The organism is Nitrobacter vulgaris (genome assembly GCF_002028545.1).
In the GTDB taxonomy this organism is placed as follows: domain Bacteria; phylum Pseudomonadota; class Alphaproteobacteria; order Rhizobiales; family Xanthobacteraceae; genus Nitrobacter; species Nitrobacter vulgaris.
Map to the genome: position 1 here is coordinate 49,470 of NZ_MWPQ01000051.1, position 22,199 is coordinate 71,668.

Consider the following 22,199-nt stretch of genomic DNA (forward strand, 5'->3'; position numbering starts at 1 on the left):
AGAAAGCCGGTCAGCATCGAGTAAAAACATCGTGCCTTCATCTTCAATGGCAGCTTATGGCCCTTCCCGGACCTCGCACAATGTCCGCTTTTGTGCCGTTGTTGAGGGACAAACGGACATCAAACGCGCCGCAACCAAGTTTCCTGATTTTATGAGGACACGGCCTAGGCGTGGAGACCGCGTCAGCGCGCTACGATCAGACCTCTGCTGGTTACGACAACCCAGCGACCGTCCTGCTTGCGAATCGCATCGACACGGCCGAGCCCCGGCACCGGATCGCCGGTGTGAACCTCGTAGACGCCGCTCCGGCCTTCTATCAAAGCATTGCCATCCATGACGTCGTGCAAGACCCAGCCCTGGACTGCGGGCAAACGCGCGATGCTCGGCTTGGGCGCCGGTAGCGGCACCGGCTCGGCAGCCGGAATCGAGCCTGTCACGTTCGCTGCGGCGGTGGTTGCAGGCGCAGCCGGTGCTGCCGGCGCTGCGGCCGAATGCTGCTTGTCCAACGCCTCCTGGAGTTTCGTCAATCTGGCCGCCGAGTCAGCATGCGCCTTCTCGATCTTGCCCAGACGATCGTTGACCTTGGCGAACTGGCCGACATCGCCCTTGGTCGAACGATCGATGCCTGTTTTTAACGTGGCGATTTCGGATTCGAGCCGCTCGATGGTGCCCTCCAATGCCTGGGTACGGTCCGCAATCGCCGACGACTGTTGATCCGCAGTGCCGTGCCCGAGGCCGGATGTCACGAGCGAACCACCGATCGCGCCAATAATCGCGGCCAATGCCGCTATCGCTGCAATGGCGTTGAAACGCCGTTTGCCGAACCGGCTCGATGTCTGCGCGCCACCGGCTGCCGTTGAATTCTGATCGTGGCCTGCGCGATCCCATGCCTCGCGGTGGAACGGCGCGACGATCATTGTCTTGCCGGTTTCTCGCAGAGCGTCGGCCTTCGGAGCTTCCATCTCAACGTCGCGTTCGACCCGAGAGACTTCCGTCCTCGGAGCTTCCGTCTCAATCGTGGGTTCGATCCGAGGTGCTATCGGCTTAGCGTCGTCGGGCGGCGGTACGGACAATTCCTGCTCAGGCGCGAGCTTCGAAGGCTCGGCGCGCGATGACTCGTCCCCTGTCCCGCTGAATTCGTTACCGTGCTCACCGGTGGTCCGCTCAGACGAATGGTCGCTCACGTTAAAAACCTCCATGACAGGTTGACCATCTGGTAACTTCATTGCTTGCGGAATCGTTACCTTCGGCACCATTGCGGAAATTTTAGGATTTTTTCCGACCGACAAGGCGGCTTAACTGGGTCCGCAAATGTCCCGGCCGCCGTCGGGGCGAGAGCAATGGCGACGTCAAATCACATCACGACCGGCACGTCAGGAAGCTCATTTGGGCCGGTCCCCTGCTTTGGGAAATGGTGTGCAAGTTGTCGCGAGATGGCTTCGATGCCCGTGACGGCCCCCGCCTCGAAACGACCTTGCTTGAATTCAGCCTCCATCGTGGCACAGATGGTCTTCCACACCGCTTCGCCGACCCTGGCGTGAATGCCGCGGTCGGCAACGATCTCGACATCGCGGTCGGCAAGCAGCAGATAGATCAGAATGCCGTTGTTGTGCGCGGTATCCCAAATCCGCAGATGCGCGAACACATCAAGCGCACGCGCCGTCGCCGGCTGATCGCGAAACAAAGGGATGCCATCGAGCGCGCCTTCAACGGCGAACACCACCTGACCCGAATGGGTCGCCTCTCCGGCGCGGATAGCCCGCTCGATGACCGCCATCACGTCCGGCGGGAAATACTTTCGCACCCGCCAGCGGCTCCCGAGCAGATGCTTGCCGATGCGTCCAATGCCCATGCCTACCAGCTCCCCGATGCGCCGCCGCCGCCAAAGCCGCCGCCACCGCCGCTAAAGCCGCCGCCGCCCGAGAACGATCCGCCTCCCCTGCCGCCTCCGACCCACGTGCCGCCGCCCCGGCCCGCGCTCGAAACAATCGCATCGCCGAACAGCGTGAAGATGAAAGCAAGCCCACCGGCAATGCCGGAGACAACGAGCGATCCGATGAACAGCCAGGCCAGGAAACCGACGATTCCCCCGACCGCCACCGAGCCGAACAGCCGGCCGAAGACGCTCCGAAAGATCCCACCGAGGACGAGAGCGCCGACGATGACAAAGGGATTGAAGATATCCTCGATGCTGAAATTGTTCGCGTACTGTCCCTGCGGCTTTGGCGCAGGCAGCGGTTCGCCGTCGATCACGCGCAACATGCGATCGACGCCGGCCGAAATGCCGCCGGCAAAATCGCCGTTCCGGAACTTCGGCACGATCTCTTCGTCGATGATGCGCTTCGAGGTAAGGTCGGTCAGCGCGCCTTCGAGGCCGTAACCCACCTCGATCCGCAGCTTGCGGTCGTTCTTGGCGACGACGAGGATCGCGCCGTCATCGACTTTCTTGCGGCCGATCTTCCATTGTTCGGCAACGCGGATCGAATATTGCTCGATCGTTTCCGGCTCGGTCGTCGGCACGATCAGCACCGCGACCTGACTACCCTTGCGATCCTCGAACGCTTTCAAATCTTGTTCGAGCGACGCCTTCTGATCGCTGCCCAGCGTCGCGGTCTGATCGACCACGCGGCCGGTCAAAGGCGGCACCGCCACATCGGCGAACGCTGCGCCGACCCAACACAGCATCAGCGTCAGCAGCGCTGCCTTCAGGGTACGCATCATCGCCACCGGCTACGCCGGCTACTTCGGCGCGGCCGGCGCCGGATTGAAATCGACCTTCGGCGCGGTCGAGATGTCCTTTTCGTTATCGACCGTGAAATTCGGCTTCGTTTTGTAACCTAACGCCATGGCGGTCAGGTTGGTGGGGAACGAGCGAATGGTCACGTTATAGTCCTGCACCGCCTTGATGTAGCGATTGCGCGCCACGGTGATGCGGTTCTCAGTGCCCTCGAGCTGGCCCATCAGATCGCGAAACAGCGCATCCGATTTGAGCTGCGGATAATTCTCGGTGACGACCAAAAGGCGCGACAACGCGCTGGAAAGCTCGCCCTGGGCGGCCTGGAATTTCTGGAACGCAGCCGGATCGTTGAGCACGTCTGGCGTCGCCTGGATGCTGCCCACCTTGGCGCGCGCGTTGGTGACGCCAAGCAGAACATCTTTCTCCTGTTGCGCAAAACCCTTCACGGAATTGACGAGGTTCGGAATCAGGTCGGCACGACGCTGGTATTGATTGACCACTTCGGACCAATCGGACTTGATCTGCTCGTCCTGCGACTGGATAGCATTGTAGCCGCAATTGGTCAGGCTCAGAGTTGCGAGCGCCGCCAGCACCGTCAAAAGCCTTCGCATCATATCTCTCCTGCCGACAACAGATTGGGAAACGTCCCGCGACCTCTCGGCCGTACAGCCGGAAGGTAGCAGATGTTAAGCGGGCCAGTCCTGTCAAATCCCTGCCCCACGCGGAACTCGCCTGTTCGCCGAATCTTTCCGCCGCGCGGTATAGTTCGAGGCATGATGACTATGGATATCGCGACGCGAACCTAACCAGGTGTGAGCCGATGCATCTTCAATGGGGCGCGTCGGGATTCCAGCCAAGTACGACCAGCATCACGAAAAAGCCGACAACATACGCGACCGCGATGGGCCACCCGTGCCTGACCCATAGCCCAACCGATTTCGCCTCGGGATACATGTTCGACAGCGCCACGCCTGCAGAGGAGCCAAACCAGATCATCGAGCCGCCGAAGCCGACAGCGTAGGCGAGAAACCCCCAATCATAGCCGCCCTGCTTGAGCGCAAGCGCGGTAAGCGGGATGTTGTCGAACACCGACGAAACAAAGCCGAGACCGAGCGCCGTCTGCCACGACGCCGCCGGCAGCTTCTCGACCGGCATCATGGAGGCGGCAGTCACCAGCGCCAGAAGAAAGATCGTGCCCTTGAATATTTCGGGCATGACCTTCCAATCCGGCGCGCGCAAGAAGGCTGTCAGCAAAATCGCCGCCCAGACAGCTAGCCCGAGCACGGGAAGCGTATCGAGCAACGCCGGGAATTTCAGATTGGCGGTCACATTCGCCGCCAGCGCGGCGATGAGAATGACTGCAACGATGACGACTCTCGCGCCGTCCACGCGCAAGCCGCTCTGCGGATTTTTCACCACCGGCGAAAAGCGATGTTGCCGCATTGCGGCCGGAATCGCAAAGATCGCGAGCGCCACGATGGACCCGATATATGCCTCCAGCACACTGAGCGGGCTGATGCCGTCAATCCACATCATCGTCGTTGTCGTGTCGCCGACCACACTCCCAGCGCCGCCGGCATTGGAGGCCGCGACGATCGCGGCCAGATAGCTGATGTGAACCTTTTCCCGAAAGACATGGCGCGCCACCGTGCCGCCGATCAGCGCACCCGCGATGTTGTCGAGAAAGCTCGACAGAACGAAGACTATGATGAGAAGGACGACGCCGCCTTTCCAGTCATCGGGCAGCACGGCTGGCATCTCATCGGGAATCCGGCTCTCCTCGAAGTGCCGCGACAGAATGGCAAATCCCATCAGCAACAGGAACAAGTTGGCCAACATGACCCACTCGTGGGTCATGTGATTGACAAGGCCGGCCACTCCCGTGCCAAACTTGAATCCGGTAAAACCCATCTTGTAACCGACGATCACTGCAAGACCGATCAAGGCTATAAGAAGCGTATGACGGTGAAACACCGCAATGCCGAGAAGAAGACACGCAAAGAAAATGAAATCGAGGGGTATTCCAACGACTAGAATCGAATCGGCCATCGCATTCTCAAATATTTCAGCATTGACAAAGTGAGATCCGCACGGCGGATTCACGCGAGGGACGAGGGAAGTGAAACCGAATCGCTGCTGCAACGAATTTCGATCGTCTTCGCCTCTGACGTCGCGGCATGTGATCCCATGCCGGCTTGAGACGTTGATGGATAAATCAAACCATCATCCGCCGACGAAGCGGCCATACTTTCCGCGGGAAAACAACAGCGCTTCATCCCGGTTGTAGCTATAGGCTTCTACGGCGCCGAGGAAGATGACGTGATCCCCCCCGTAATAACGATCGACGGTTCGGCATTCAAAGTTCGCAACGCTGTCCGCCAGAAGCGGAGCGCCGCCGAGACCTGGCTTCCAGTCGGTCCCCTCGAACTTGCGGCTTGACGGCTGCGCAAATTTATCCGCAAGCCCATGCTGGGAAGTTCCGAGAACATTGACCGCGAAGTGGCTCGCATTCTGGAATACCCTCATGTTCCGTGAATAGATCACCAGACTCCAAAGCACCAGCGGCGGATTCAGCGAGACTGACGCGAACGAGTTGCACGTCAACCCGTGCGGTTTTCCTTCTTCGTCGGCAGCCGTGATGATGGTGACTCCCGTTGCATAGGTCCCGAGCGCGTTGCGGAAGTCGCGCGGATCAAGAGCTGACTCCCCACTCGCCAGCTCACGGGCCGGATCCGGCGTATCGGGAAGTTCAGGACCGTCGGCCATCAGACGCCTCACAACGTCAGATTCTGCGACGGCAGCCCGAGGGCGACCCGGCCGTAATCCGTGCCCGCAGCATCGAAGTTAAATGCGATATGGGAATTGATCGCGTTCGCATCGCGGAACTGGCGCTGCAGCGGAGCGCCGGCGAACAACCCGCGCGCGCCGCTCGACGCAAACAGCAACGAAACCGCCTCGGTGCACAGAGTCACAGCATAAGCGCCATCGCGCCGCCATCCGGTTTTTACCACCATGTCGGGGACAAGCCCGCGCCGCGCATCAGACATCGCTCGGATGCAGACCGAACGCATGATCAGACGAGCGGCGTCGATCTTCGCAGATGCTTCGGCAATCTTGATCTGTGTGGACTGAAGATCGCCTAGCATGGCGCGACTGTAGGTGGTTGCGCGGTGCCGTGCGACCTCGATGTAGTCTTCGAGGCAGCCCTGGGCGTTACCAAGCGCCACCCCGGATAGCACGAACGGAAACAGCGCAAAAACCGGCAGGGCATAAAGCGGGTTCGCATTGACGGCACTTCCGGGCGACGGACCACCGGCGATGTCCTCGACCGACAGCGTCATCCAACCTTCGACGAAGACATCGTCGACAGCAACGTCGTTCGAGCCCGTTCCCTTCAGGCCGGCGGCGTTCCACATGTCGATGATCCGATAGTCTTCACGGGGAATCAGAAAAATCCTGTACTCAATGCCGTCGGCTTCATCATCTGATAAAACGATCCCCGCCAGCATGTTCCACGCACAGCAATCCACTCCGGATGAAAACGGCCAGTGGCCTTGCAGGCGGTAGCCGCCCTCGACTTTCCTGGCACGGCCGGAAGGAAACACGAAGGACGACGCGATCAACGCGCTCGCATCCTTGGTCCAAACGGCATCCTGCGCGCGGCTGTCGAACATGCCGAGCATCCAGTGATGGCTCGCAAGGTTGGCCAGCGTCCAGGCCGCGGATGCGTCAGCCATGGCAATCGCCTCGGCGCAGTCGACGAGTGCTACATAGTCGAATTCAGAGCCGCCGACCCGCTTCGGCTGCAGGATTCTGAACAATCCGGCCTCGTGGAATTCCTCCTCCGTCTCCGGCGGCAAGCGCCGCAACTCCTCGGTCCTGGCAGCCCGGTCACGCAGATCCGGCGCCAGCGCTCGCGCCCGCGCCATCACAGCCGCATAGTCTGCATCAGACCCTGCCGGATTTGCAGGCGTGCCGGGATCGATACCTGCCATTCGACAATCCCCTGAAATTCGGCTGAGCGACGTCGCCCATGCACGGGCTTCGTGACCACTCCTTCTAACTACAAGCGAGCAAGAGGAGGATCAACTACAGATGGCGTCCGCCGAATCCGGCAGTTTACTGCGCGGCGACCCTGTGGGATTTTGCAACGAGCCCTTTGTCGAGCTCGACGCGACAGCCCGAGCTAAGGCTGGAGCGGTTTTTGAGCATGCAAGCGGTGATCCGGCCGATGTCCGGGATTCGGAGTTGCAGCGCCGGAATGCGTCGCCTGTGGACTGTCGTTTCAGCGGAGAATGCACAGCTCGGGTTCGCCAGCGCGGTCAGGGAGGTTGCGACAGCCAGGATCGCGGCGATTTGACAGACGGTTTCGGTGTGAACGACGGTCATCTGAAGCCCTTTGAGCGGCCCTGAATCTGCGGCTGTTGTCGAGGCGGCCCCCTGAACCATGGACTTTGGATAGACCGTGAGGTGAGTGACTCAAGAAATATGCAAGTTACATCAACGGAATACACATGATACGCCCCGCGCCGACAGCGACCGCCATTAAAGGACTGGGACAAATTGGCCTGTGGCCCGAGAGTTGTCCTTAGACCCTCTCATCGAACAACGTCGTCAGCATTACGAGTCGCTGAAGGCCAGGTTATTTCAAGCGAACGGCGGCTGAACCGTCGTACATACAATAGGCGGAATTCCGCCTATTGTAGCTTAAGCAAACTTGCGCGCCTTCACGCGCATTGCACGGCCGGACCAGAAGCGGAAAACCGTTATGGTCGGCTCCGCCATTCCTTTCTGGAATGCTGCATCGTCAATCCTCTGCAGTTTCGATAGGTAAAGAGCATGAAGACAATCCGCGTGGCAATTTTCTTCATCATCTTTTTATCGTGGATGCCTCTGCATGCCGCGACACCTGCGCCGGCGCCGGCACCGGGGAATGGCAAACCGGCGAGCCCGGCTGCTGCACCTCCCGCTCCCGCAGAGGATCTGCCGTCCGTCCCGGCGCCGGAGTTTCCGCGAGCGCAGTCGAAACTCGACGAGTGGAAGCAGACGCTCGATCAGGTCGAGGCGACGCTGCGCGCCAGAGTCATTCACGACACCGTGTTGAACGATCTTCGGGATCGATCCGCGACGGCGCAGCGCGAAGCACGCGAGCTGATATCGAGAATTACGCCTCGCCTCGAGGCGGCAAGCGCACGCGCCGCCGAACTCGCGCCAAGCCCTGAAGCCGCCGCTCCACAGCCCGACGACGTGAAGCTCGAACGGGCCAAACTATTGGCTGAGATCGCCGCAAGGCAAGGCGTCATTCAACAGGCCAAGCTCATCAACGTGCGAGCCCAGCAAACGATCGACGCGATCTCCGATCGGCGGCGTGCGGTATTCAACGAATCCGTGCTGCAGCGCTCCGCCAGCCTCGTCAATCCCGAGTTCTGGCTCACGGCCGCGAACGCAGCTCCGATTGCCGCCGGCCGCCTGGTCGATCTGCTCTCCAAGTGGGGGCGCGTGCTATCGTCACAGCCGCTTCGCGCCGCATCCGGCTTTGTTATCGCCGCCATCGTCGTGCTCGGATTCTTCCTGTCACCGGGCAGGCACTGGTGGTCAAGATGGACGACGCGCGATCCCGAGATCGCCAATCCCAGCGCGCTGCGGAAGACGGGTTCCGCGGCCGCGATCGTGTTCACCGATACGGCGCTTACGGCCATCGCACTGTTTGTGCTGTACCAGGCGCTTCTGACGCTCGAGGTTCTCCCCGGCGACGTGACGCCGATCGTTCGGGCCCTGTTTCTGGGTATCACCTTCGGGTTCTTTTTTATCCGGCTGACCAGCGCGGTCCTCGCACCTGGCCGCCCATCATGGCGCCTGATCGAACTGGACAATGCCGCGGCCGACGGCCTGATTTCCTACTCGGTGCTGCTCGCCATGGTCACCGCGGTCGGCATCGTTCTCGACGCGCTCAGTCTGGCGATCGCATCGCCAATCGAGCTTACGATCGCAAGCCAGGCGATACTTGCAATCACGAAAGCGCTTCTCTTCATGGGCGCGCTGCGCGTTGCGGCCGCCACCGAAGCCGAGGAGGAATCCGCCGCACCCTCCTCCGCCCAAAGATCCGCGTGGCGCCTGCTGATTCCGATCGGCTGGATGATGGCCATGGCCGCCATTATCGGGCCCCTCGCGGGATATGTCGCATTAGGCCGGTTCATCACGATCGAAATGGTCGTGATGATCGTCGCGCTCATGAGTTTCATCCTCCTGAGCCGGTTCTCGGCGGTTCTTATCAATACGACATTCGCTTTTAGCGGCGCGGTCGGCCGTTTTCTGCGGCAAACCGCCGGCCTCGGGAGCGGCGCGGTCCGTCAGATCGCTGCGGTGCTCGGTGGCCTCGTCCAACTGTCCCTAATCGGACTTACAGCCTTTATTATCCTCACCACGTGGGGAATTCGTTCTGACGACGTCGTCACGTCAATGTCGTCGGCATTCTTCAGCTTTCAAATCGGCAACATCACCATTTCGCCGTCCCAGATTCTCGGCGCGCTTGCGGTGCTCACCGTCGGCGTCGTGGCCACGCGCGCGCTCAAGCGATGGCTGGAGGAGCGTTTCCTTCCTGAAACAAATCTCGATGTCGGCGTTCGCAGTTCGATCGGCACCGGCGCGGGCTATGCGGGGGTCATTCTCGCGACCCTGATCGCGCTGTCGTATGTCGGACTTAACTTGCAGAACGTCGCTATCGTGGCCGGCGCGCTGTCGGTCGGCATCGGCTTCGGACTGCAATCCATCATCAACAACTTCGTCTCCGGCCTGATTCTGCTTGTGGAGCGCCCGATCAAGGTCGGAGATCGCATCGAAGTCGGTACCCGCATGGGCGTCGTGAAACGCATCAACGTGCGCGCCACCGAAATCGCCACCTATGATAACGTCTCGGTGATCGTGCCGAACGCGGAACTGATTAGCGGCCAGGTCGTCAACTGGATGCATGGAAGTTATTCGGCTCGTCTGTCCGTAACGGTCAGCACCTCCTGTGACGCGAACCCGGACAAGGTTGTCGAAATCCTGCTCGACATCGTCGCGCACCACCCCCGCGCCCTGAAGTCGCCTGAACCGTTTGCAATTCTCAATAAATTCGGTCCCGACGCACTGGAGTTTGCGGTCTTTTTTCACGTCGCGCACATCGGCATCGATGCAGGAGCCGCCAACGAGGTCAGACTCGAGATTCTCAAGCGCTTCCGAAAGGAGGGAATCGCGCTTCCGAACGCTCAACGGGACCTGTATATTGGCGACCTCGATCGCATCGAAGCTTTCGTGCGCGACCTGGCTGACGGCAGACGCTCCGGGGCGTCAGGACGGCGGATAGGTTCATTGGAAAGCTGACGTTCACCATCGAATGATGTATAGTTCGGCTTCCGTATCTTCGATCGTGAAATACCGAGCGTGAAATGCAGGCTTTATCCAACAGATCACTACCCTCACTGAGTTTGCGAATCGATCTGGATCCAAAGGGCCGCATCGGACCAGGCAAGATCCAACTGCTCGAAAGCATCCATACTTGCGGCTCAATTTCAGCCGCCGGACGTGCCATGGACATGTCCTACAAGCGCGCCTGGGATCTCGTCGATGAAATAAATCGCATCTGCCGGCAGGCGGCGGTCGCGCGGCAGACCGGCGGCAAGAACGGCGGCGGCGCGGTCCTGACCCCCTTCGGGGTCGCCCTGGTCGCTCGCTATCGCAAGATAGAACGCGATGCCGCCAGCGCGGTCCACAAGGAACTCGAGGCGCTGCGAAACGACATCCGGCACCCGAAGAAAAGCACGGAACGAGACAGGGACGCCAAGGCTCGTTGATCCGGCCGCGCCGTAACGCCGAGCGGCCCACGTTTGCCGCACCGGCCGGCCGCATCCGGCGCTCATTCCCCTGCTTCCCCGCCTGCAGCGCTCTGGCCTGATTTCGCCTAACGTGATATATTAAAAAATACAACGACGAAGAGCAGGCGGCCCGGGAGGTGATCGCAGGCCTCTCGGACCCGCCGGGTAATCGTTGACGAGCTCTGCTGCGACGTAAGAAAGAGACGGATCATGTTCGATGCCCAATGCGACCTCGCCGCTCTAGTCTATACGGAGGGAGAGAACCCCGATGATGTCCTCCATGAATTTGCCTCCGATCTGAACGAGAGCGGCCACCTCGCGGTGGGCATTGTTCAGCTTGGTCGCCACCGCATTGATGCCGACCTGTCAGCAACGCTGATCCCGACCGGCGAGCAGCTTCGGCTCCATCAGAATCTTGCGCATGACCCGGCGAGGTGCCGGCTGGACATCGAACGGTTGACAAACGCGGGCGAACGGATTGCACGGACTCTCGACGAAGGCGGGGATATCCTCATCGTCAACCGATTCGGCCGGCAGGAGCGCAAAGGCGGAGGCCTTGCCCATCTGATCGAGCGCGCGCTCGACGCCGACATTCCGGTCGTAATCGCGGTGCCGAGCCACTATTTTGCGGACTGGATCACATTTGCCGGCGGCATGACCGTCAAACTGCGTTGCGACCGGAAATCGCTGGATGCGTGGTGGAGACTCGTGTCGGCCCCTACTGGCAGCCTGCGTCCACCGGACCATTTGACGGTCTGTGAAGTTATCAAATAGGCTGCTCGTCTCTGAGAGCCGCAAGCATGATCGCGTGCGTGCTTGCAAAGTCGAATTGAGGCTTGTCCGCTTAACTTCCTTGACGCGATAACTCCTTGACACGACGGCAGCGTTTCCTTTGTAGGTGCCGCATGCCTGACCTTGTAATCGCGGTGGATGTCGGATCGAGCAGCGCGCGCGCAGGCGTATTCGACGCAGGCGGCCTCCTGCTGGCGCGCGCCGAAGCTCCGTTTGCGACCGCACATCCCAAAACCGATCATGCCGAGCATAGTTCGGATGAGATCTGGGCAGCGGTCTGCCACGCGGTACGCGGTGCCGTTGCGGCCGGACACATCGCTGCCGAAGAGGTCAAAGGCATCGCCTTCGACGCCACCTGCTCGCTCGTCACCCTAGACCGCGGCGGTCGGCCGGTTACGGCCTCTATCACCGGCGATGATCGCTGGAACGTGATCATGTGGGGCGACCATCGGGCCGCGGCAGAAGCGGATGAGATCACCGCCACTCGCCATCGCGTGCTTGACCACGTCGGCAATGTGATGTCGCCGGAAATGGAAATTCCGAAGCTGCTTTGGCTGAAACGACATTGTCCCAATGCCTGGCGCCGCTACGGGCTTATGCTTGACCTCACCGACTACTTGACCTGGAAGGCGACGGGCCGGGTCGCTGTCTCCACCTGCACCGTAACATGCAAATGGACTTATCTTTCCCACGAGCGGCATGGCTGGCAAAGCGATTTCCTGTCGCAAGTCGGGCTCGATGACTTGCAGGATAGAGCGTCGCTTCCCGCCTCGACGCTGCCGATCGGAACAAGTGCCGGTCCACTGACCGCCGAAAGCGCCGACCAGCTTGGCCTGCCCCGCGGCTGTGTTGTCGGCGTCGGCGCAATCGATGCCCATGCCGGCGGTATCGGCATGCTTGGCAACCTCGACGCACCCGGCCTCAACAAGACTCTCGCCATGATCGCCGGCACATCCTCATGCCACATGGCGGCCTCTCCCGACCCGAGGCAAGTTCCCGGAGTATGGGGTCCGTATTACGATGCGATGCTGCCGGGCTACTGGCTGAACGAAGGTGGTCAATCCGCCACCGGTTCGTTGCTCGATCACATTCTCGACCTCCATGCCGAAGGCAGATCGCTTGGAGCGGACCGACATGCGGTGATGGCGGCACAAATCGAAGCAGCGCTGACGGAAAGCAGATTCACGTTTGTCGAGGATCTGCATGTGCTGCCGGACTTTCATGGCAACCGCTCGCCGCTCGCCGACCCGGAGTCAGTCGGCGTGATCCACGGACTGCGCCTTGACGCCTCACCCACGTCGTTAACGCGGCTTTATTTCGCGACCGCTGTCGGCATCGCGCTGGGAACACGGCACATCATCGATGCCCTGAACGACGCCGGCTATAACATCGCCCATATCCGACTGACGGGAGGCCATGCTGCGAGCTCGCTGCTGGTCCAGCTCTACGCCGATGCCGCAGGTGTCGCGGTTTCCCTGCCCGAACAACCAGACGGCGTGCTGTTGGGAACCGCATGTGCCGCGGCAGCCGGCTGTGGACTTTATCCATCGGTTACCGCGGCCGCAGCGGCAATGACCCCGATCGGTCGAACCGTGCAGCCAGCTCCTGCGGCGCGCGATTTCTTCGACCGGCGCTACCGCGCGTTCTTAATGATGCACGAGCATCGCCGGGCATTGTCGCAGTTCGTGTGATTGGGCAGCAAGATGCAGGAGCCTTCCGCTTCTCATTGAGCGGTGAAAGGCTCTAGCGCTGCAACCGGACGCCGAGCATCACCACAGTCGCCACCGAACTTGCGCCGACAATATTCGAATCCAGCAGGTCGCGGCGCACCTGGGCCCTGATCTGGTACTCGCGGCTCAGCCTGTAAACGAGCTCCCCGGAAACCGAGTAAACCTGGTCGGAACGGGTCGACCCCTGATATTCTTGCGTCCCATAGGTGAACCTGCCGATCGCGGTCAGCCAGCGGCGGAAATCGTGATTGAGCTCGAAAGTGTAGGTGCGTGTCAGTACGCCGGAGACACCCGCCACCATGGATTCATCGACGAAGGTCACTGTGGTGAACCTCGCCGTGGTCAGCGGCGTCGCTAACCAAACCAGCGACCCGCTGGTGAGCAGGCCGGTCAACTGACTGAGACTCGGGTCCGCATAGTTCCGGGCGGTATAGCCGATAGAGGCTTCGCCAATCAGTAAACGTGTCAATTCAAAGCTGGACCCGATCTTGGCATAGCCGCCGCGGGAGTCGCGCTGGAAGCCATTGCGATCGAATTGCGTGTCGCGGATTCGCGTGTCCGCCTCGACTTCGCCGAACGGCTTTAAGCCGGGCAATAGATCATAGCTCGCGCGCGCCACGGCACCGTATTGATTGAAGTTGCGGTCATCGTTGGACGTCGATGTACCGTCCGTCAATTGCGAGTACTGATACATGGTGCGGTCTGCCATTCCGTTCAGCGAAACCTGCAGCCGGTTGAAGTCGTGTTCGATGCCGGCCGTTCCCCCGGTCGTCGCAAAGATCGGATACCTTATCAGACCGGCCTGGACGTTGGGACTGCCGGGATTGTCGGTACTAACCCGCAATCGCACTTCCGAATTTATGCGGGTATCGTACCTGACGTCGAGACGTCCATCGACCCTGCCGATGAAGTCCGGCCGATCCACGTTCGTTGGCACCGACACGATCGACTGTGGATTATCGGCCCCCGGCGGGAAAGTTCTGCCAAATCCGGTGAACGATCCGCGAAAATCGACAAGGAGGGAGTGTCGCGACCAATTTGATGCAGCCACGAATTCGGGCGACAGCATATAGAACGCCGAGCCCTCCGGCCTATTGAAGCGACCGGGATTGGTGTTGTAGCCACCCCAAAGCTCGACTGCCGACTTCACGAGAAAGCTGCCGACGTAATTGCCCACGGGGCCGAACGGATCGTCATCGCGCTTCAGGCGGCGGCGCGTGGGCTGCCCCTCGACCTTCCCGGCCATCGCCGGGGCAAGCGGAGTCGTATTGGCGGTCGATGACGGCGGGATCGATAACGGCGGTGGTGGCGGAACGGGAACAAAGTTGCCCGGCCCCGGCGGTTGCTTCGGTTTCGGCGTGCCGGGATAAAGTTTCAGCTTCTTGCGCCGGCGATTGAGCGAATCATAGCCCGTGTCGTCCGCACCCGCCGCGGCGGGGATGTCGTAGGTGGGAATTCTGCCGATGCGGGAGGGAGCCATTGTTGACGGCGCCAACGCCATATCGCCGCCGGCATCCCCGGTCCGACGCAAGGAAGGCTCCTGCGCTTGAAAAAGCCCGCCCCGAAGCGGAGTAACGGCATCGCCGGTGAGTGTCTGGGCCTCAACAGTCGCGCACCCCGGAACGATGAGCGCGAGGCAAACCAAAACCGCACGCCAGGTCGGCGCGCGCTGGCAAAAGCCCGTCGCTGGACCGGTAGACACGATCCCGAAAACTCCAAACAAAACATAAACTTAAAAAGCTCGCCTGAAGCGGGCTTGCTATCGTTAATGGAGTTAAAACAATTATGGTTAACGGGCCGTTGAGAATGCGAAGCTGCATCGCATCGCACAAGTAGGCGTGCTAAGCACAACGATCGGACCAAACATTGCTTCCGTGTCTCAGCGTGGAACCAGCATGACCTCATTTGAATCACGCACAGTGACACCCGCCATGACCGATCGGGCGAACGCCGCAATCGAGTCCGCATTGCGGACCTTCGAGGCGGAGGCTGGCGGCGTGTCGGCGCTTGCCGCGGCGCTCAGATCCGATCTCGGTCCCGCGTTCGCTGCTGCAGCGGACCTGATCCGCAACGCCAAAGGACGGCTGATCGTCACCGGTCTCGGCAAGTCCGGCCACATTGGCCGCAAGATCGCTGCGACTTTTGCCTCGACCGGGACGCCTGCCTTCTTCGTCCATGCGGCGGAAGCCAGTCATGGCGATCTTGGCATGATCACTCCCGATGATGTCATCATGGCGCTGTCCTGGTCGGGCGAGCAGCCGGAGATGAAGAATCTCATCACCTATGCCAAACGTTTTCGCATTCCCCTGATTGCCATGACCGCCGAGCGCGACTCTACACTGGGCAAAGCCGCAGATGTCGCGCTGGTGCAGCCCAAGGCGCGCGAAGCCTGTCCGCATAACCTCGCGCCGACGACGTCCTCGCTGATGCAACTCGCGCTCGGCGATGGGCTCGCCATCGCGTTACTGGAGGGCCGGGGCTTCACCTCGGTCGACTTCAGCGTTCTGCATCCCGGCGGCAAGCTCGGCGCACTGTTGAAATACACCCGCGACCTCATGCACAGTGGCGACGCCCTGCCGTTGAAACCGCTCGGCACAAAGATGTCGGATGCTCTGGTCGAGATGACGTCAAAGGGGTTCGGCTGCGTCGGCGTTATTGACGGCCAGAGTCACCTGGTCGGGATCGTCACCGACGGCGACCTACGCCGTCACATGGGACCCGACCTGATGACTGCTCGCGTCGACGATGTCATGACGCCCCATCCGAAGACGATCGGACGCGACCTCCTGGCGGGCGAGGCACTCGAAATCCTCAACTCGTCAAAGATCACGGCGCTGATCGTAACCGATGGGAAAAAGCCGGTCGGCATCGTGCATTTGCACGACCTACTGCGCGCGGGCGTGGCTTGATCATCAAGCGAAGGCCCCCCCCCGCGGGATCTTCCTAGTACTCTGCGGGGGCCAGATGCGCGCTACGATGCCGCAGCCACTGTCAGGCTCGCGCCGTTCGCCTTCACAATTTTCACCCGGCTACCGGCCGGCGCGTCCGGTCCTTCGATCCGCCAGATCGTATCGTCGATCCGCACCGTGCCCGTCCCATCTACGATCGGCTTCTCCAGCGTGAACACGCGCCCGACCAGCGCATGAGCGCGCTTGTTGAGGAACGGGCTGTCGCCGGCGCTCGAATCCGAGCGCGCTACCCGACGCCATAACGGCACCGCGGCGACTGCGAACACGGCAAACATCAAGAGCTGCGTTTGCCACGTTGGATCAATCAGGAACGACAGCACACCAACCAGAAATGCCGCCAGTCCCAGCCAGAACAGGAACACGCCCGGCACGAGCAGTTCGAGGCCCATCAGAACGACGCCAAAGATCAACCAGTTCCAGGTTCCCAGCGACGTGAACATGTCACCCATAAACGCTCTCCTTCGCCCGGTTTATCCTATCCCTGCGAAGGGACCGAGGCCGGCGCACCCGCATTGGGCACCGTCCCCCTCCGTGCAGTCGCCGTAGCCGGCGCAGCACTCTCGCCGAAGGTGGCCCTGGCGATCTCGCCGATGCCGGCCAGGGACGCCAGCATGCTGGTGGCTTCCATCGGCAACATCACAACTTTCTGGTTGGGCGAGTTTGCAAGCTGACCGAACGCCTTGATGTACTTATCAGCGATGAAATAGTTGAGTGACGCTACGTCACCCTTCGCGATCGCCTCGCTCACCATGCGCGTCGCCTTGGCCTCGGCTTCCGCCGACCGTTCGCGTGCTTCAGCATCGCGGAAGGCGGCTTCCTTTCGGCCCTCGGCTTCGAGAATCTGCGACTGCTTCTGCCCCTCGGCCTTGAGAATCGCCGACTGGCGCTGGCCTTCAGCCTGAAGGATGTCGGCGCGTTTTTCCCGCTCGGCCTTCATCTGGCGGCCCATCGCCTGCACGAGGTCGGCAGGCGGTACGATGTCCTTGATCTCGATGCGGTTGACCTTCAGACCCCACGGAGATACCGCGGCATCCACGACGCGAAGCAGCCGCTCGTTGATCTCATCACGATGCGACAGCACCTGGTCAAGGTCCATCGAACCCATCACCGAGCGGATATTGGTCATTGTCAGCGTCACGATGGCCTGGTTGAGGTTCGCGACCTCGTAGCTCGCCTTGGCGGCATCGAACACCTGGTAGAAGGCGACGCCGTCCACGCTGACGGTCGCGTTGTCCTTGGTGATGACCTCCTGCTTGGGAATGTCGATCACCTGCTCCATCATGTTCATTTTGCGCCCGACCCGGTCGATATAGGGAACAATGAGATTGAGACCGGGATCGAGCGTCCGCGTGTACTTGCCGAACCGTTCGATGGTCCAGTCGTAGCCCTGCGGCACGGTCTTGACGCCGGCCAACAGCGTCAGGATCACGAGCGCCACGAAAACAATCGCGAAAATATCGAAGCCGGTCATGAAATGCTCCCTGCGAGGCGCCGTCCTTCAAGAACGCAATGCGCCCGCGCCACCCGCATAATGCAAAGCTGTGAACTCCCGGTTAGTCGCCACCGATAGATGTAAGGTTCGACTGAGCAAAATCGAGAGACAACAGAAACCATGGCGATCATGGTTTCTCGGTTCGCGCGCAAAAAGGGACGCACGCTTTAGAACGACTAGAGACTTAACACCGTCGTTCCCGAATCCGGCTGCCGAGAACCGCAAAGACCAGTGGTCAGGATCAGCGCTCTGTGTCTTCGGAATGAAGAGCAGTGATGTGGCCTAGATCCAGCCCTGAAGCTCGCGCAGCACCAGTTTCCGGATAACATCCATGCCTGGATCGCTGTCGTTCAGGCAGGGAATCGCACTAAACTCCTCACCGCCATTGTGGCGGAAGATTTCCGCATTCTCCTGCGCGATTTCCTCCAGCGTTTCCAGACAGTCCGCCGAGAAGCCAGGCGTGACAATGGCGATACGCTTAACGCCGTCCTTCGCCAGTTTCTCAACGGTCTTGTCGGTGTAGGGCTGCAGCCATTGATCGAAGCCGAAGCGCGACTGGAACGTCAGCATCAACTTTTTCGCATCAAGCCCCATGCGTTTACGCAGGGCCTCCGTGGTCGCCACGCATTGCGCCTGATAAGGATCGCCCTTGTCGACATACGCCTGCGGCATTCCGTGGAATGACGCCATGATGATCTCGGGCGTGAACGAGAGCGAGGCGATATGCCTCTCGATTGAAACCGCCAGCGCGTCGACATAGTCGGGATCGTCGTAATAGGGCGGCGTCACCCGCAGTGTCGGCTGCGCGCGCATCTCGCCGAGCACGCGAAACGCCTCGTCGCATACGGTGGCCGTCGTCGCGGCCGAATACTGTGGATAGAGCGGCACCACAAGTAACCTGTCGCAGCCCTGTGCCGTCAGCGCTGCGATGCGCGAGTGCATCGACGGATTACCATAACGCATCGCCCAATCGACGACGACGTGCTCGTGGTCCGTGATCGCAGCCCCCAGCTTGTCGGACTGCGCGCGCGTAATGGTCTTGAGCGGCGACTCGTTCCGCTCGGTATTCCAGATCTTCAGGTAGTCGCGCGCCTTGCGGCGCGGACGGGTATTCAGAATGACACCGTTCAGCGCCAGCTTCCAGATCAGGCCTTGCTTCTCGATCACGCGCGGATCGGACAGGAATTCCTTCAGATAGACCCGCAAGCCGCGCGCATCGGCGGTGTCGGGTGTACCGAGATTGACGAGCAAAACGCCGACGCGCTCGCGCGGCGCACCCGCCGCGGTTCGACCCTTACCAATAGGAATAACGACCGTCATACCGTCTGGATTCGCGCGCCTGCCCGTTCTTGTCAAGCCCGCGCATCTGCCGATACTGTTGCGAAATTGACCGCGAAGGGGATTGCCATGACGGTTGCCGAATGGTGCATCTTCGGTGCGGTCATTCTGTACCTGCTGACGATCGTACCGTTCAAGGCGCTGGGCTCTCCCGGTTTCGACAACGGCCGCCCGCGCGATCCGGGATTTTACGACGATCCGCTGCGTGCCCGAGCGCTCGGGGCACACCTCAACGGCATCGAAACCTTTCCGTTTTTCGCGGTAGCCGTGCTGCTTTCGGAGTTTCGCGCCGCGCCTCAGCATCTGGTCGATGAACTGGCGGTCCTGTTCCTGATCGTCCGCGCCGCTTACGTTGTGACCTATATCGGCGACCGACCGACGCTGCGGTCGATCCTCTGGAGCATCGGCTTTGCCATCAACACCGCGATCTTCTTCCTGCCGGCGATCCGGCACTGGCTGCCTTCATGACACGCGCGCAAGTTAGCTCCTCTAAGCCGCCTGCGGCGTTTCCAGCAACCCACGTCGCCGCAACAGCGCCTCCGGCTCCGGTTTGCGGCCGCGGAAGGCGATGTAGGCTTCTGCCGGATCGCGGGAACCGCCCGACGAATAAATATCATCGTGCAGCCGCTTAGCCGTCTGCTGATCGAAGATGTCTCCGGTCTCCTCGAAGGCTCCGAACGCATCGGCGTCCATCACCTCCGACCACATATAGCTGTAATAGCCAGCCGCGTAGTGATCTCCGGAGAAGATGTGGCCGAACTGGGTCGGCCGGTGCCGCATCGCGATTTCCGCCGGCATCCCGATCTTTTCCAGCCCGGCCCGTTCGAACGCTCCGACATCGGAAATCGTCGAGGCCGGCTGGCTGTGAAACTCCAGATCCATCAGCGCCGAAGCGACGAATTCGATGGTGGCAAAACCCTGATTGAACTGTCGCGCCGCAAGGAAGCGCTCAAGCAGATCGTCCGGAAGTGGCTCTCCGGTCTGGTAGTGTTTTGCGAACTGTCGCAGCACTTGCGGCTGTTCCTGCCAGTGTTCGTAGAGCTGTGAGGGCAGCTCTACGAAATCAGTAAACACGCTGGTGCCCGACAGCGAGGGATAAGTGACATTTGAAAGCATGCCGTGCAGGCCGTGTCCGAATTCATGGAACAGCGTGCGCGCATCGTCCGGCGACAGCAGCGCAGGCTGGTCATCCGCACCCTTGGCGAAATTGCAGACGTTGATCACCAGTGGCGCGATGTCGCCGTCGAGCGTCTGCTGGTCGCGCAGCGTCGTCATCCAGGCGCCGGACCGCTTCGAGGCTCGTGCGAAGTAGTCGCCATAGAACAGCGCCTGATGCTTGCCGGCCGCGTCCATCACTTCCCAAACCCGGACGTCCGGATGCCAGGTCGGAATGTCCTTGCGCTCTGAGAAAGAGAGCCCGAACAGCCGATGCGCGCAATCGAAGGCCGCGGCGATCATGCCCTCCAGTGTCAGATAGGGCTTGATCGCGGCATCGTCGAAATCAGCGCGGATCTGGCGCAGCTTTTCAGCGTAGTAACGCCAGTCCCAAGACGCGAGGGTGAAGTTGCCGCCCTCCTCCGCGATCAAGCCCTGCAAGGCATCCCGGTCGGCAAGCGCCCGCGCGCGGGCCGGCTTCCAGACCCGCTCCAGAAGACCACGGGCGGCTTCCGGCGTCTTGGCCATCGAATCCTCAAGCCGATAGACGGCGAAGCTAGGGTAGCCCAGGAGTTGTGCGGCTTCCTCGCGAAGCGCGAGGATCTCCACGATGGTTGCGTTGTTGTCGTTGGCGTTGCCGTTGTCGCCGCGGGCGGTGAATGCCTTGTAGACTTTTTCGCGCAGATCGCGGCGGCGCGAGCTCTTGAGAAACGTCTCCACCGAGGAGCGCGAGGTGGTCACGATGGCCTTGCCGGGCAGCACGCGTTCCTCCGCAGCGGCGCGCGCCGCTGCAATGAAGCTGTCCGGCAGGCCGTCTAGATCATCTTCGCCGAGTTCGAGGAACCACTCCTGTTCGTCGCGGAGGAGATGGTGGCTGAAGGTGGTGCCGAGATGAGCCTGCCTTTCGTTGATCGCGGCCATCCGCGCCTTCGCGGCCTCGTCGAGACCGGCGCCAGCCCGGTGGAAGCGCGTGTAGGTGCGTTCCAGCAGTCGTAACTGTTCGGCCGTCAGTCCGAGCGCGGTGCGATTCTCGTGGAGTTGCGCGATGCGGCCGAACAGCACCGCGTTCATCATGATCGGGTTCCAATGCCGCGCCAAACGCGAGGAGACATCCTTGTCGATCTCGAGCAGCTCCGGATTGGAGTGCGCCGACACCAGATTGTAAAATATTGCCGAGACCTTCGCGAGCAGCCTGCCGGAGCGTTCCAGCGCGATGATGGTGTTGGCGAAGTCCGGTGCCGACGGATCGTGGGTGATAGCGGCGACCTCGGCGGCATGGTCGATGAACGCCTGTTCGAAGGCGGGCAAAAAGTGTTCAGGCCCGATCTCGCCGAACGGCGCGGTCTGGAAAGGCGTCTGCCACGCCTTCAGCAGCGGGTTGTCCGGGCCTGAGGCGGAAACGATAGGCGACGATTGAGGCGTGTCTGACATGGCGGTCCTGCTTTCGCCCGTTGCTGCACATTTTTGCCGCGATCCAAAGGCACCAAAACTATAACACGCGATGGGGCTCTTTGGGGCCTTTGGCGCTTGCCGCGGCAGGCATTTTCGGAGACATTGCGGTCGCAACGGGATTCTCCGACATGGGCTCACAACCAACCCCTTCCGCCACACGCCAGATCATCTGGCCCAGCGTCATCACCGTCATTTCGGCTGCGATACTGATCGGCGCGGAAGTGTTCGGCGCAGCGTTCGCCGGCGGCTGGGCGCTCGCGATTCTGTTCGGACTGAGCGAGACGGAGGGCCATATCCTGCAAGCGGTGCTGTTCGTGATCGGCGTGTTCGTCATGATCAATTTCATCCGCGCCGCCCAACGCGTCGAGCCCTTCGTACGGCGAGTCTGAGACAAACCGCTGCGGCACAGGGTCAACCCGCATCCTTCGTACGCATCATCCGACGTTTCATTAAACAACTTTAAACTCTTCATCATTGGCGCACGAACGCGTCTATCGACGACGGCGTGGAGAAACAGCTTCGTTCCAAGAAAAATGTTGCGAAGCCTGATCAAAAGACTTATCTCTGTTCCTGCCCAATTTCGCACGTGCCTGTGGTCGTGTGTCAGTCGGTGGGTATCCGGACAAGAGGCCGGACAGCCGCCAAGGGTGAAGTGGCCGAGGGTCGCTCAGTCGATCGAGA

The 22,199-nt window shown here is 61.0% G+C and carries 20 protein-coding genes; 7 read left to right on the forward strand and 13 right to left on the reverse strand.

Annotated elements, in window-relative coordinates; all coding sequences use genetic code 11:
- Positions 1-182: 182 nt before the first annotated feature.
- The 8 genes from B2M20_RS14440 to B2M20_RS14475 all read right to left on the reverse strand — a co-directional run bounded on the left by B2M20_RS14440 (position 183) and on the right by B2M20_RS14475 (position 7,126).
- Complete coding sequence (locus tag B2M20_RS14440) at positions 183-1,184, reverse strand: hypothetical protein (RefSeq protein ID WP_079447828.1); 1,002 nt, start codon at positions 1,182-1,184, stop codon at positions 183-185.
- A gap of 170 nt (positions 1,185-1,354) precedes the next feature.
- Entirely contained in the window at positions 1,355-1,852 is a 498-nt protein-coding gene (locus B2M20_RS14445) for a TPM domain-containing protein (protein WP_079447748.1), read from the reverse strand.
- 2 nt (positions 1,853-1,854) lie between these two features.
- Positions 1,855-2,718: a TPM domain-containing protein gene (locus B2M20_RS14450; RefSeq protein WP_079447829.1), complete on the reverse strand. Its 864-nt coding sequence runs from the start codon at positions 2,716-2,718 to the stop codon at positions 1,855-1,857.
- 21 nt (positions 2,719-2,739) lie between these two features.
- A complete protein-coding gene (locus tag B2M20_RS14455; protein ID WP_079447830.1) occupies positions 2,740-3,348 on the reverse strand; it encodes a LemA family protein in 609 nt (202 codons plus the stop codon).
- Positions 3,349-3,565: 217 nt separating this feature from the next.
- On the reverse strand, positions 3,566-4,786 hold the full coding sequence (locus tag B2M20_RS14460) for a citrate transporter (protein ID WP_079447749.1): 1,221 nt from the start codon (positions 4,784-4,786) through the stop codon (positions 3,566-3,568).
- Between the two features lie 174 nt (positions 4,787-4,960).
- A complete protein-coding gene (locus B2M20_RS14465; protein ID WP_079447750.1) occupies positions 4,961-5,503 on the reverse strand; it encodes a flavin reductase family protein in 543 nt (180 codons plus the stop codon).
- Between the two features lie 8 nt (positions 5,504-5,511).
- Complete coding sequence (locus B2M20_RS14470) at positions 5,512-6,732, reverse strand: acyl-CoA dehydrogenase family protein (protein WP_079447751.1); 1,221 nt, start codon at positions 6,730-6,732, stop codon at positions 5,512-5,514.
- A gap of 124 nt (positions 6,733-6,856) precedes the next feature.
- Positions 6,857-7,126 (reverse strand): hypothetical protein, encoded by a 270-nt coding sequence (locus B2M20_RS14475; protein ID WP_338013171.1) that lies wholly within the window; start codon positions 7,124-7,126, stop codon positions 6,857-6,859.
- A 450-nt stretch (positions 7,127-7,576) separates the two neighbouring features.
- Here B2M20_RS14475 and B2M20_RS14480 point away from each other — a divergent pair, with 450 nt between their 5' ends.
- The 4 genes from B2M20_RS14480 (at position 7,577) to B2M20_RS14495 (ending at position 13,073) form a co-directional block, all read left to right on the forward strand.
- Positions 7,577-10,099, forward strand: coding sequence for a DUF3772 domain-containing protein (locus tag B2M20_RS14480; RefSeq protein WP_079447752.1), 2,523 nt, complete (start codon positions 7,577-7,579; stop codon positions 10,097-10,099).
- Positions 10,100-10,164: 65 nt separating this feature from the next.
- Positions 10,165-10,569, forward strand: coding sequence for a winged helix-turn-helix domain-containing protein (locus B2M20_RS14485; protein ID WP_079447753.1), 405 nt, complete (start codon positions 10,165-10,167; stop codon positions 10,567-10,569).
- Positions 10,570-10,800: 231 nt separating this feature from the next.
- Positions 10,801-11,364 carry a DUF2478 domain-containing protein gene (locus B2M20_RS14490; protein WP_079447754.1) on the forward strand — a complete coding sequence of 188 codons (564 nt, stop codon included), beginning with the start codon at positions 10,801-10,803 and terminating at the stop codon, positions 11,362-11,364.
- A 131-nt stretch (positions 11,365-11,495) separates the two neighbouring features.
- Positions 11,496-13,073, forward strand: a complete 1,578-nt coding sequence (locus B2M20_RS14495) for an FGGY-family carbohydrate kinase (protein WP_079447755.1) — start codon at positions 11,496-11,498, stop codon at positions 13,071-13,073.
- Between the two features lie 52 nt (positions 13,074-13,125).
- On the opposite strand, the gene B2M20_RS14500 is transcribed toward B2M20_RS14495, so the two are convergent.
- Positions 13,126-14,814: an outer membrane beta-barrel protein gene (locus tag B2M20_RS14500; RefSeq protein ID WP_079447831.1), complete on the reverse strand. Its 1,689-nt coding sequence runs from the start codon at positions 14,812-14,814 to the stop codon at positions 13,126-13,128.
- Positions 14,815-15,007: 193 nt separating this feature from the next.
- On the opposite strand from B2M20_RS14500, the gene B2M20_RS14505 reads away from it, so the two are divergent.
- Positions 15,008-16,021, forward strand: coding sequence for a KpsF/GutQ family sugar-phosphate isomerase (locus B2M20_RS14505; protein WP_079447756.1), 1,014 nt, complete (start codon positions 15,008-15,010; stop codon positions 16,019-16,021).
- A 62-nt stretch (positions 16,022-16,083) separates the two neighbouring features.
- Here B2M20_RS14505 and B2M20_RS14510 read toward each other — a convergent pair whose 3' ends face one another.
- From B2M20_RS14510 to hemH, 3 genes are all read right to left on the reverse strand, one after another.
- The gene (locus B2M20_RS14510) at positions 16,084-16,530 is read right to left on the reverse strand and encodes an NfeD family protein (protein WP_079447757.1); all 447 of its coding nucleotides are present in this window, start codon (positions 16,528-16,530) and stop codon (positions 16,084-16,086) included.
- Positions 16,531-16,556: 26 nt separating this feature from the next.
- Positions 16,557-17,552 (reverse strand): SPFH domain-containing protein, encoded by a 996-nt coding sequence (locus B2M20_RS14515; RefSeq protein ID WP_079447758.1) that lies wholly within the window; start codon positions 17,550-17,552, stop codon positions 16,557-16,559.
- Between the two features lie 303 nt (positions 17,553-17,855).
- Positions 17,856-18,893, reverse strand: a complete 1,038-nt coding sequence (gene hemH / locus B2M20_RS14520) for a ferrochelatase (protein ID WP_079447759.1) — start codon at positions 18,891-18,893, stop codon at positions 17,856-17,858.
- Between the two features lie 87 nt (positions 18,894-18,980).
- On the opposite strand from hemH, the gene B2M20_RS14525 reads away from it, so the two are divergent.
- Positions 18,981-19,379: an MAPEG family protein gene (locus tag B2M20_RS14525; protein ID WP_079447760.1), complete on the forward strand. Its 399-nt coding sequence runs from the start codon at positions 18,981-18,983 to the stop codon at positions 19,377-19,379.
- A 21-nt stretch (positions 19,380-19,400) separates the two neighbouring features.
- On the opposite strand, the gene B2M20_RS14530 is transcribed toward B2M20_RS14525, so the two are convergent.
- On the reverse strand, positions 19,401-21,497 hold the full coding sequence (locus tag B2M20_RS14530; protein WP_079447761.1) for a M3 family metallopeptidase: 2,097 nt from the start codon (positions 21,495-21,497) through the stop codon (positions 19,401-19,403).
- Between the two features lie 149 nt (positions 21,498-21,646).
- Between B2M20_RS14530 and B2M20_RS14535 the strand changes: the two genes are divergently transcribed.
- Positions 21,647-21,907, forward strand: coding sequence for a hypothetical protein (locus tag B2M20_RS14535; protein WP_079447832.1), 261 nt, complete (start codon positions 21,647-21,649; stop codon positions 21,905-21,907).
- Positions 21,908-22,199: the final 292 nt, after the last annotated feature.

What these genes read in the sequence shown, in the direction of transcription:
- B2M20_RS14495 (WP_079447755.1), top strand. Translation starts at nt 11,496, where the DNA reads ATGCCTGACCTTGTAATCGCGGTGGATGTCGGATCGAGCAGCGCGCGC.
- B2M20_RS14535 (WP_079447832.1), top strand. Translation starts at nt 21,647, where the DNA reads ATGGGCTCACAACCAACCCCTTCCGCCACACGCCAGATCATCTGGCCC.
- B2M20_RS14460 (WP_079447749.1), bottom strand. Translation starts at nt 4,786, where the DNA reads ATGGCCGATTCGATTCTAGTCGTTGGAATACCCCTCGATTTCATTTTC.
- hemH (WP_079447759.1), bottom strand. Translation starts at nt 18,893, where the DNA reads ATGACGGTCGTTATTCCTATTGGTAAGGGTCGAACCGCGGCGGGTGCG.
- B2M20_RS14515 (WP_079447758.1), bottom strand. Translation starts at nt 17,552, where the DNA reads ATGACCGGCTTCGATATTTTCGCGATTGTTTTCGTGGCGCTCGTGATC.
- B2M20_RS14470 (WP_079447751.1), bottom strand. Translation starts at nt 6,732, where the DNA reads ATGGCAGGTATCGATCCCGGCACGCCTGCAAATCCGGCAGGGTCTGAT.
- B2M20_RS14480 (WP_079447752.1), top strand. Translation starts at nt 7,577, where the DNA reads ATGAAGACAATCCGCGTGGCAATTTTCTTCATCATCTTTTTATCGTGG.
- B2M20_RS14445 (WP_079447748.1), bottom strand. Translation starts at nt 1,852, where the DNA reads ATGGGCATTGGACGCATCGGCAAGCATCTGCTCGGGAGCCGCTGGCGG.
- B2M20_RS14485 (WP_079447753.1), top strand. Translation starts at nt 10,165, where the DNA reads ATGCAGGCTTTATCCAACAGATCACTACCCTCACTGAGTTTGCGAATC.
- B2M20_RS14475 (WP_338013171.1), bottom strand. Translation starts at nt 7,126, where the DNA reads ATGACCGTCGTTCACACCGAAACCGTCTGTCAAATCGCCGCGATCCTG.
- B2M20_RS14465 (WP_079447750.1), bottom strand. Translation starts at nt 5,503, where the DNA reads ATGGCCGACGGTCCTGAACTTCCCGATACGCCGGATCCGGCCCGTGAG.
- B2M20_RS14450 (WP_079447829.1), bottom strand. Translation starts at nt 2,718, where the DNA reads ATGCGTACCCTGAAGGCAGCGCTGCTGACGCTGATGCTGTGTTGGGTC.
- B2M20_RS14505 (WP_079447756.1), top strand. Translation starts at nt 15,008, where the DNA reads ATGACCTCATTTGAATCACGCACAGTGACACCCGCCATGACCGATCGG.
- B2M20_RS14490 (WP_079447754.1), top strand. Translation starts at nt 10,801, where the DNA reads ATGTTCGATGCCCAATGCGACCTCGCCGCTCTAGTCTATACGGAGGGA.
- B2M20_RS14525 (WP_079447760.1), top strand. Translation starts at nt 18,981, where the DNA reads ATGACGGTTGCCGAATGGTGCATCTTCGGTGCGGTCATTCTGTACCTG.
- B2M20_RS14530 (WP_079447761.1), bottom strand. Translation starts at nt 21,497, where the DNA reads ATGTCAGACACGCCTCAATCGTCGCCTATCGTTTCCGCCTCAGGCCCG.
- B2M20_RS14510 (WP_079447757.1), bottom strand. Translation starts at nt 16,530, where the DNA reads ATGGGTGACATGTTCACGTCGCTGGGAACCTGGAACTGGTTGATCTTT.
- B2M20_RS14455 (WP_079447830.1), bottom strand. Translation starts at nt 3,348, where the DNA reads ATGCGAAGGCTTTTGACGGTGCTGGCGGCGCTCGCAACTCTGAGCCTG.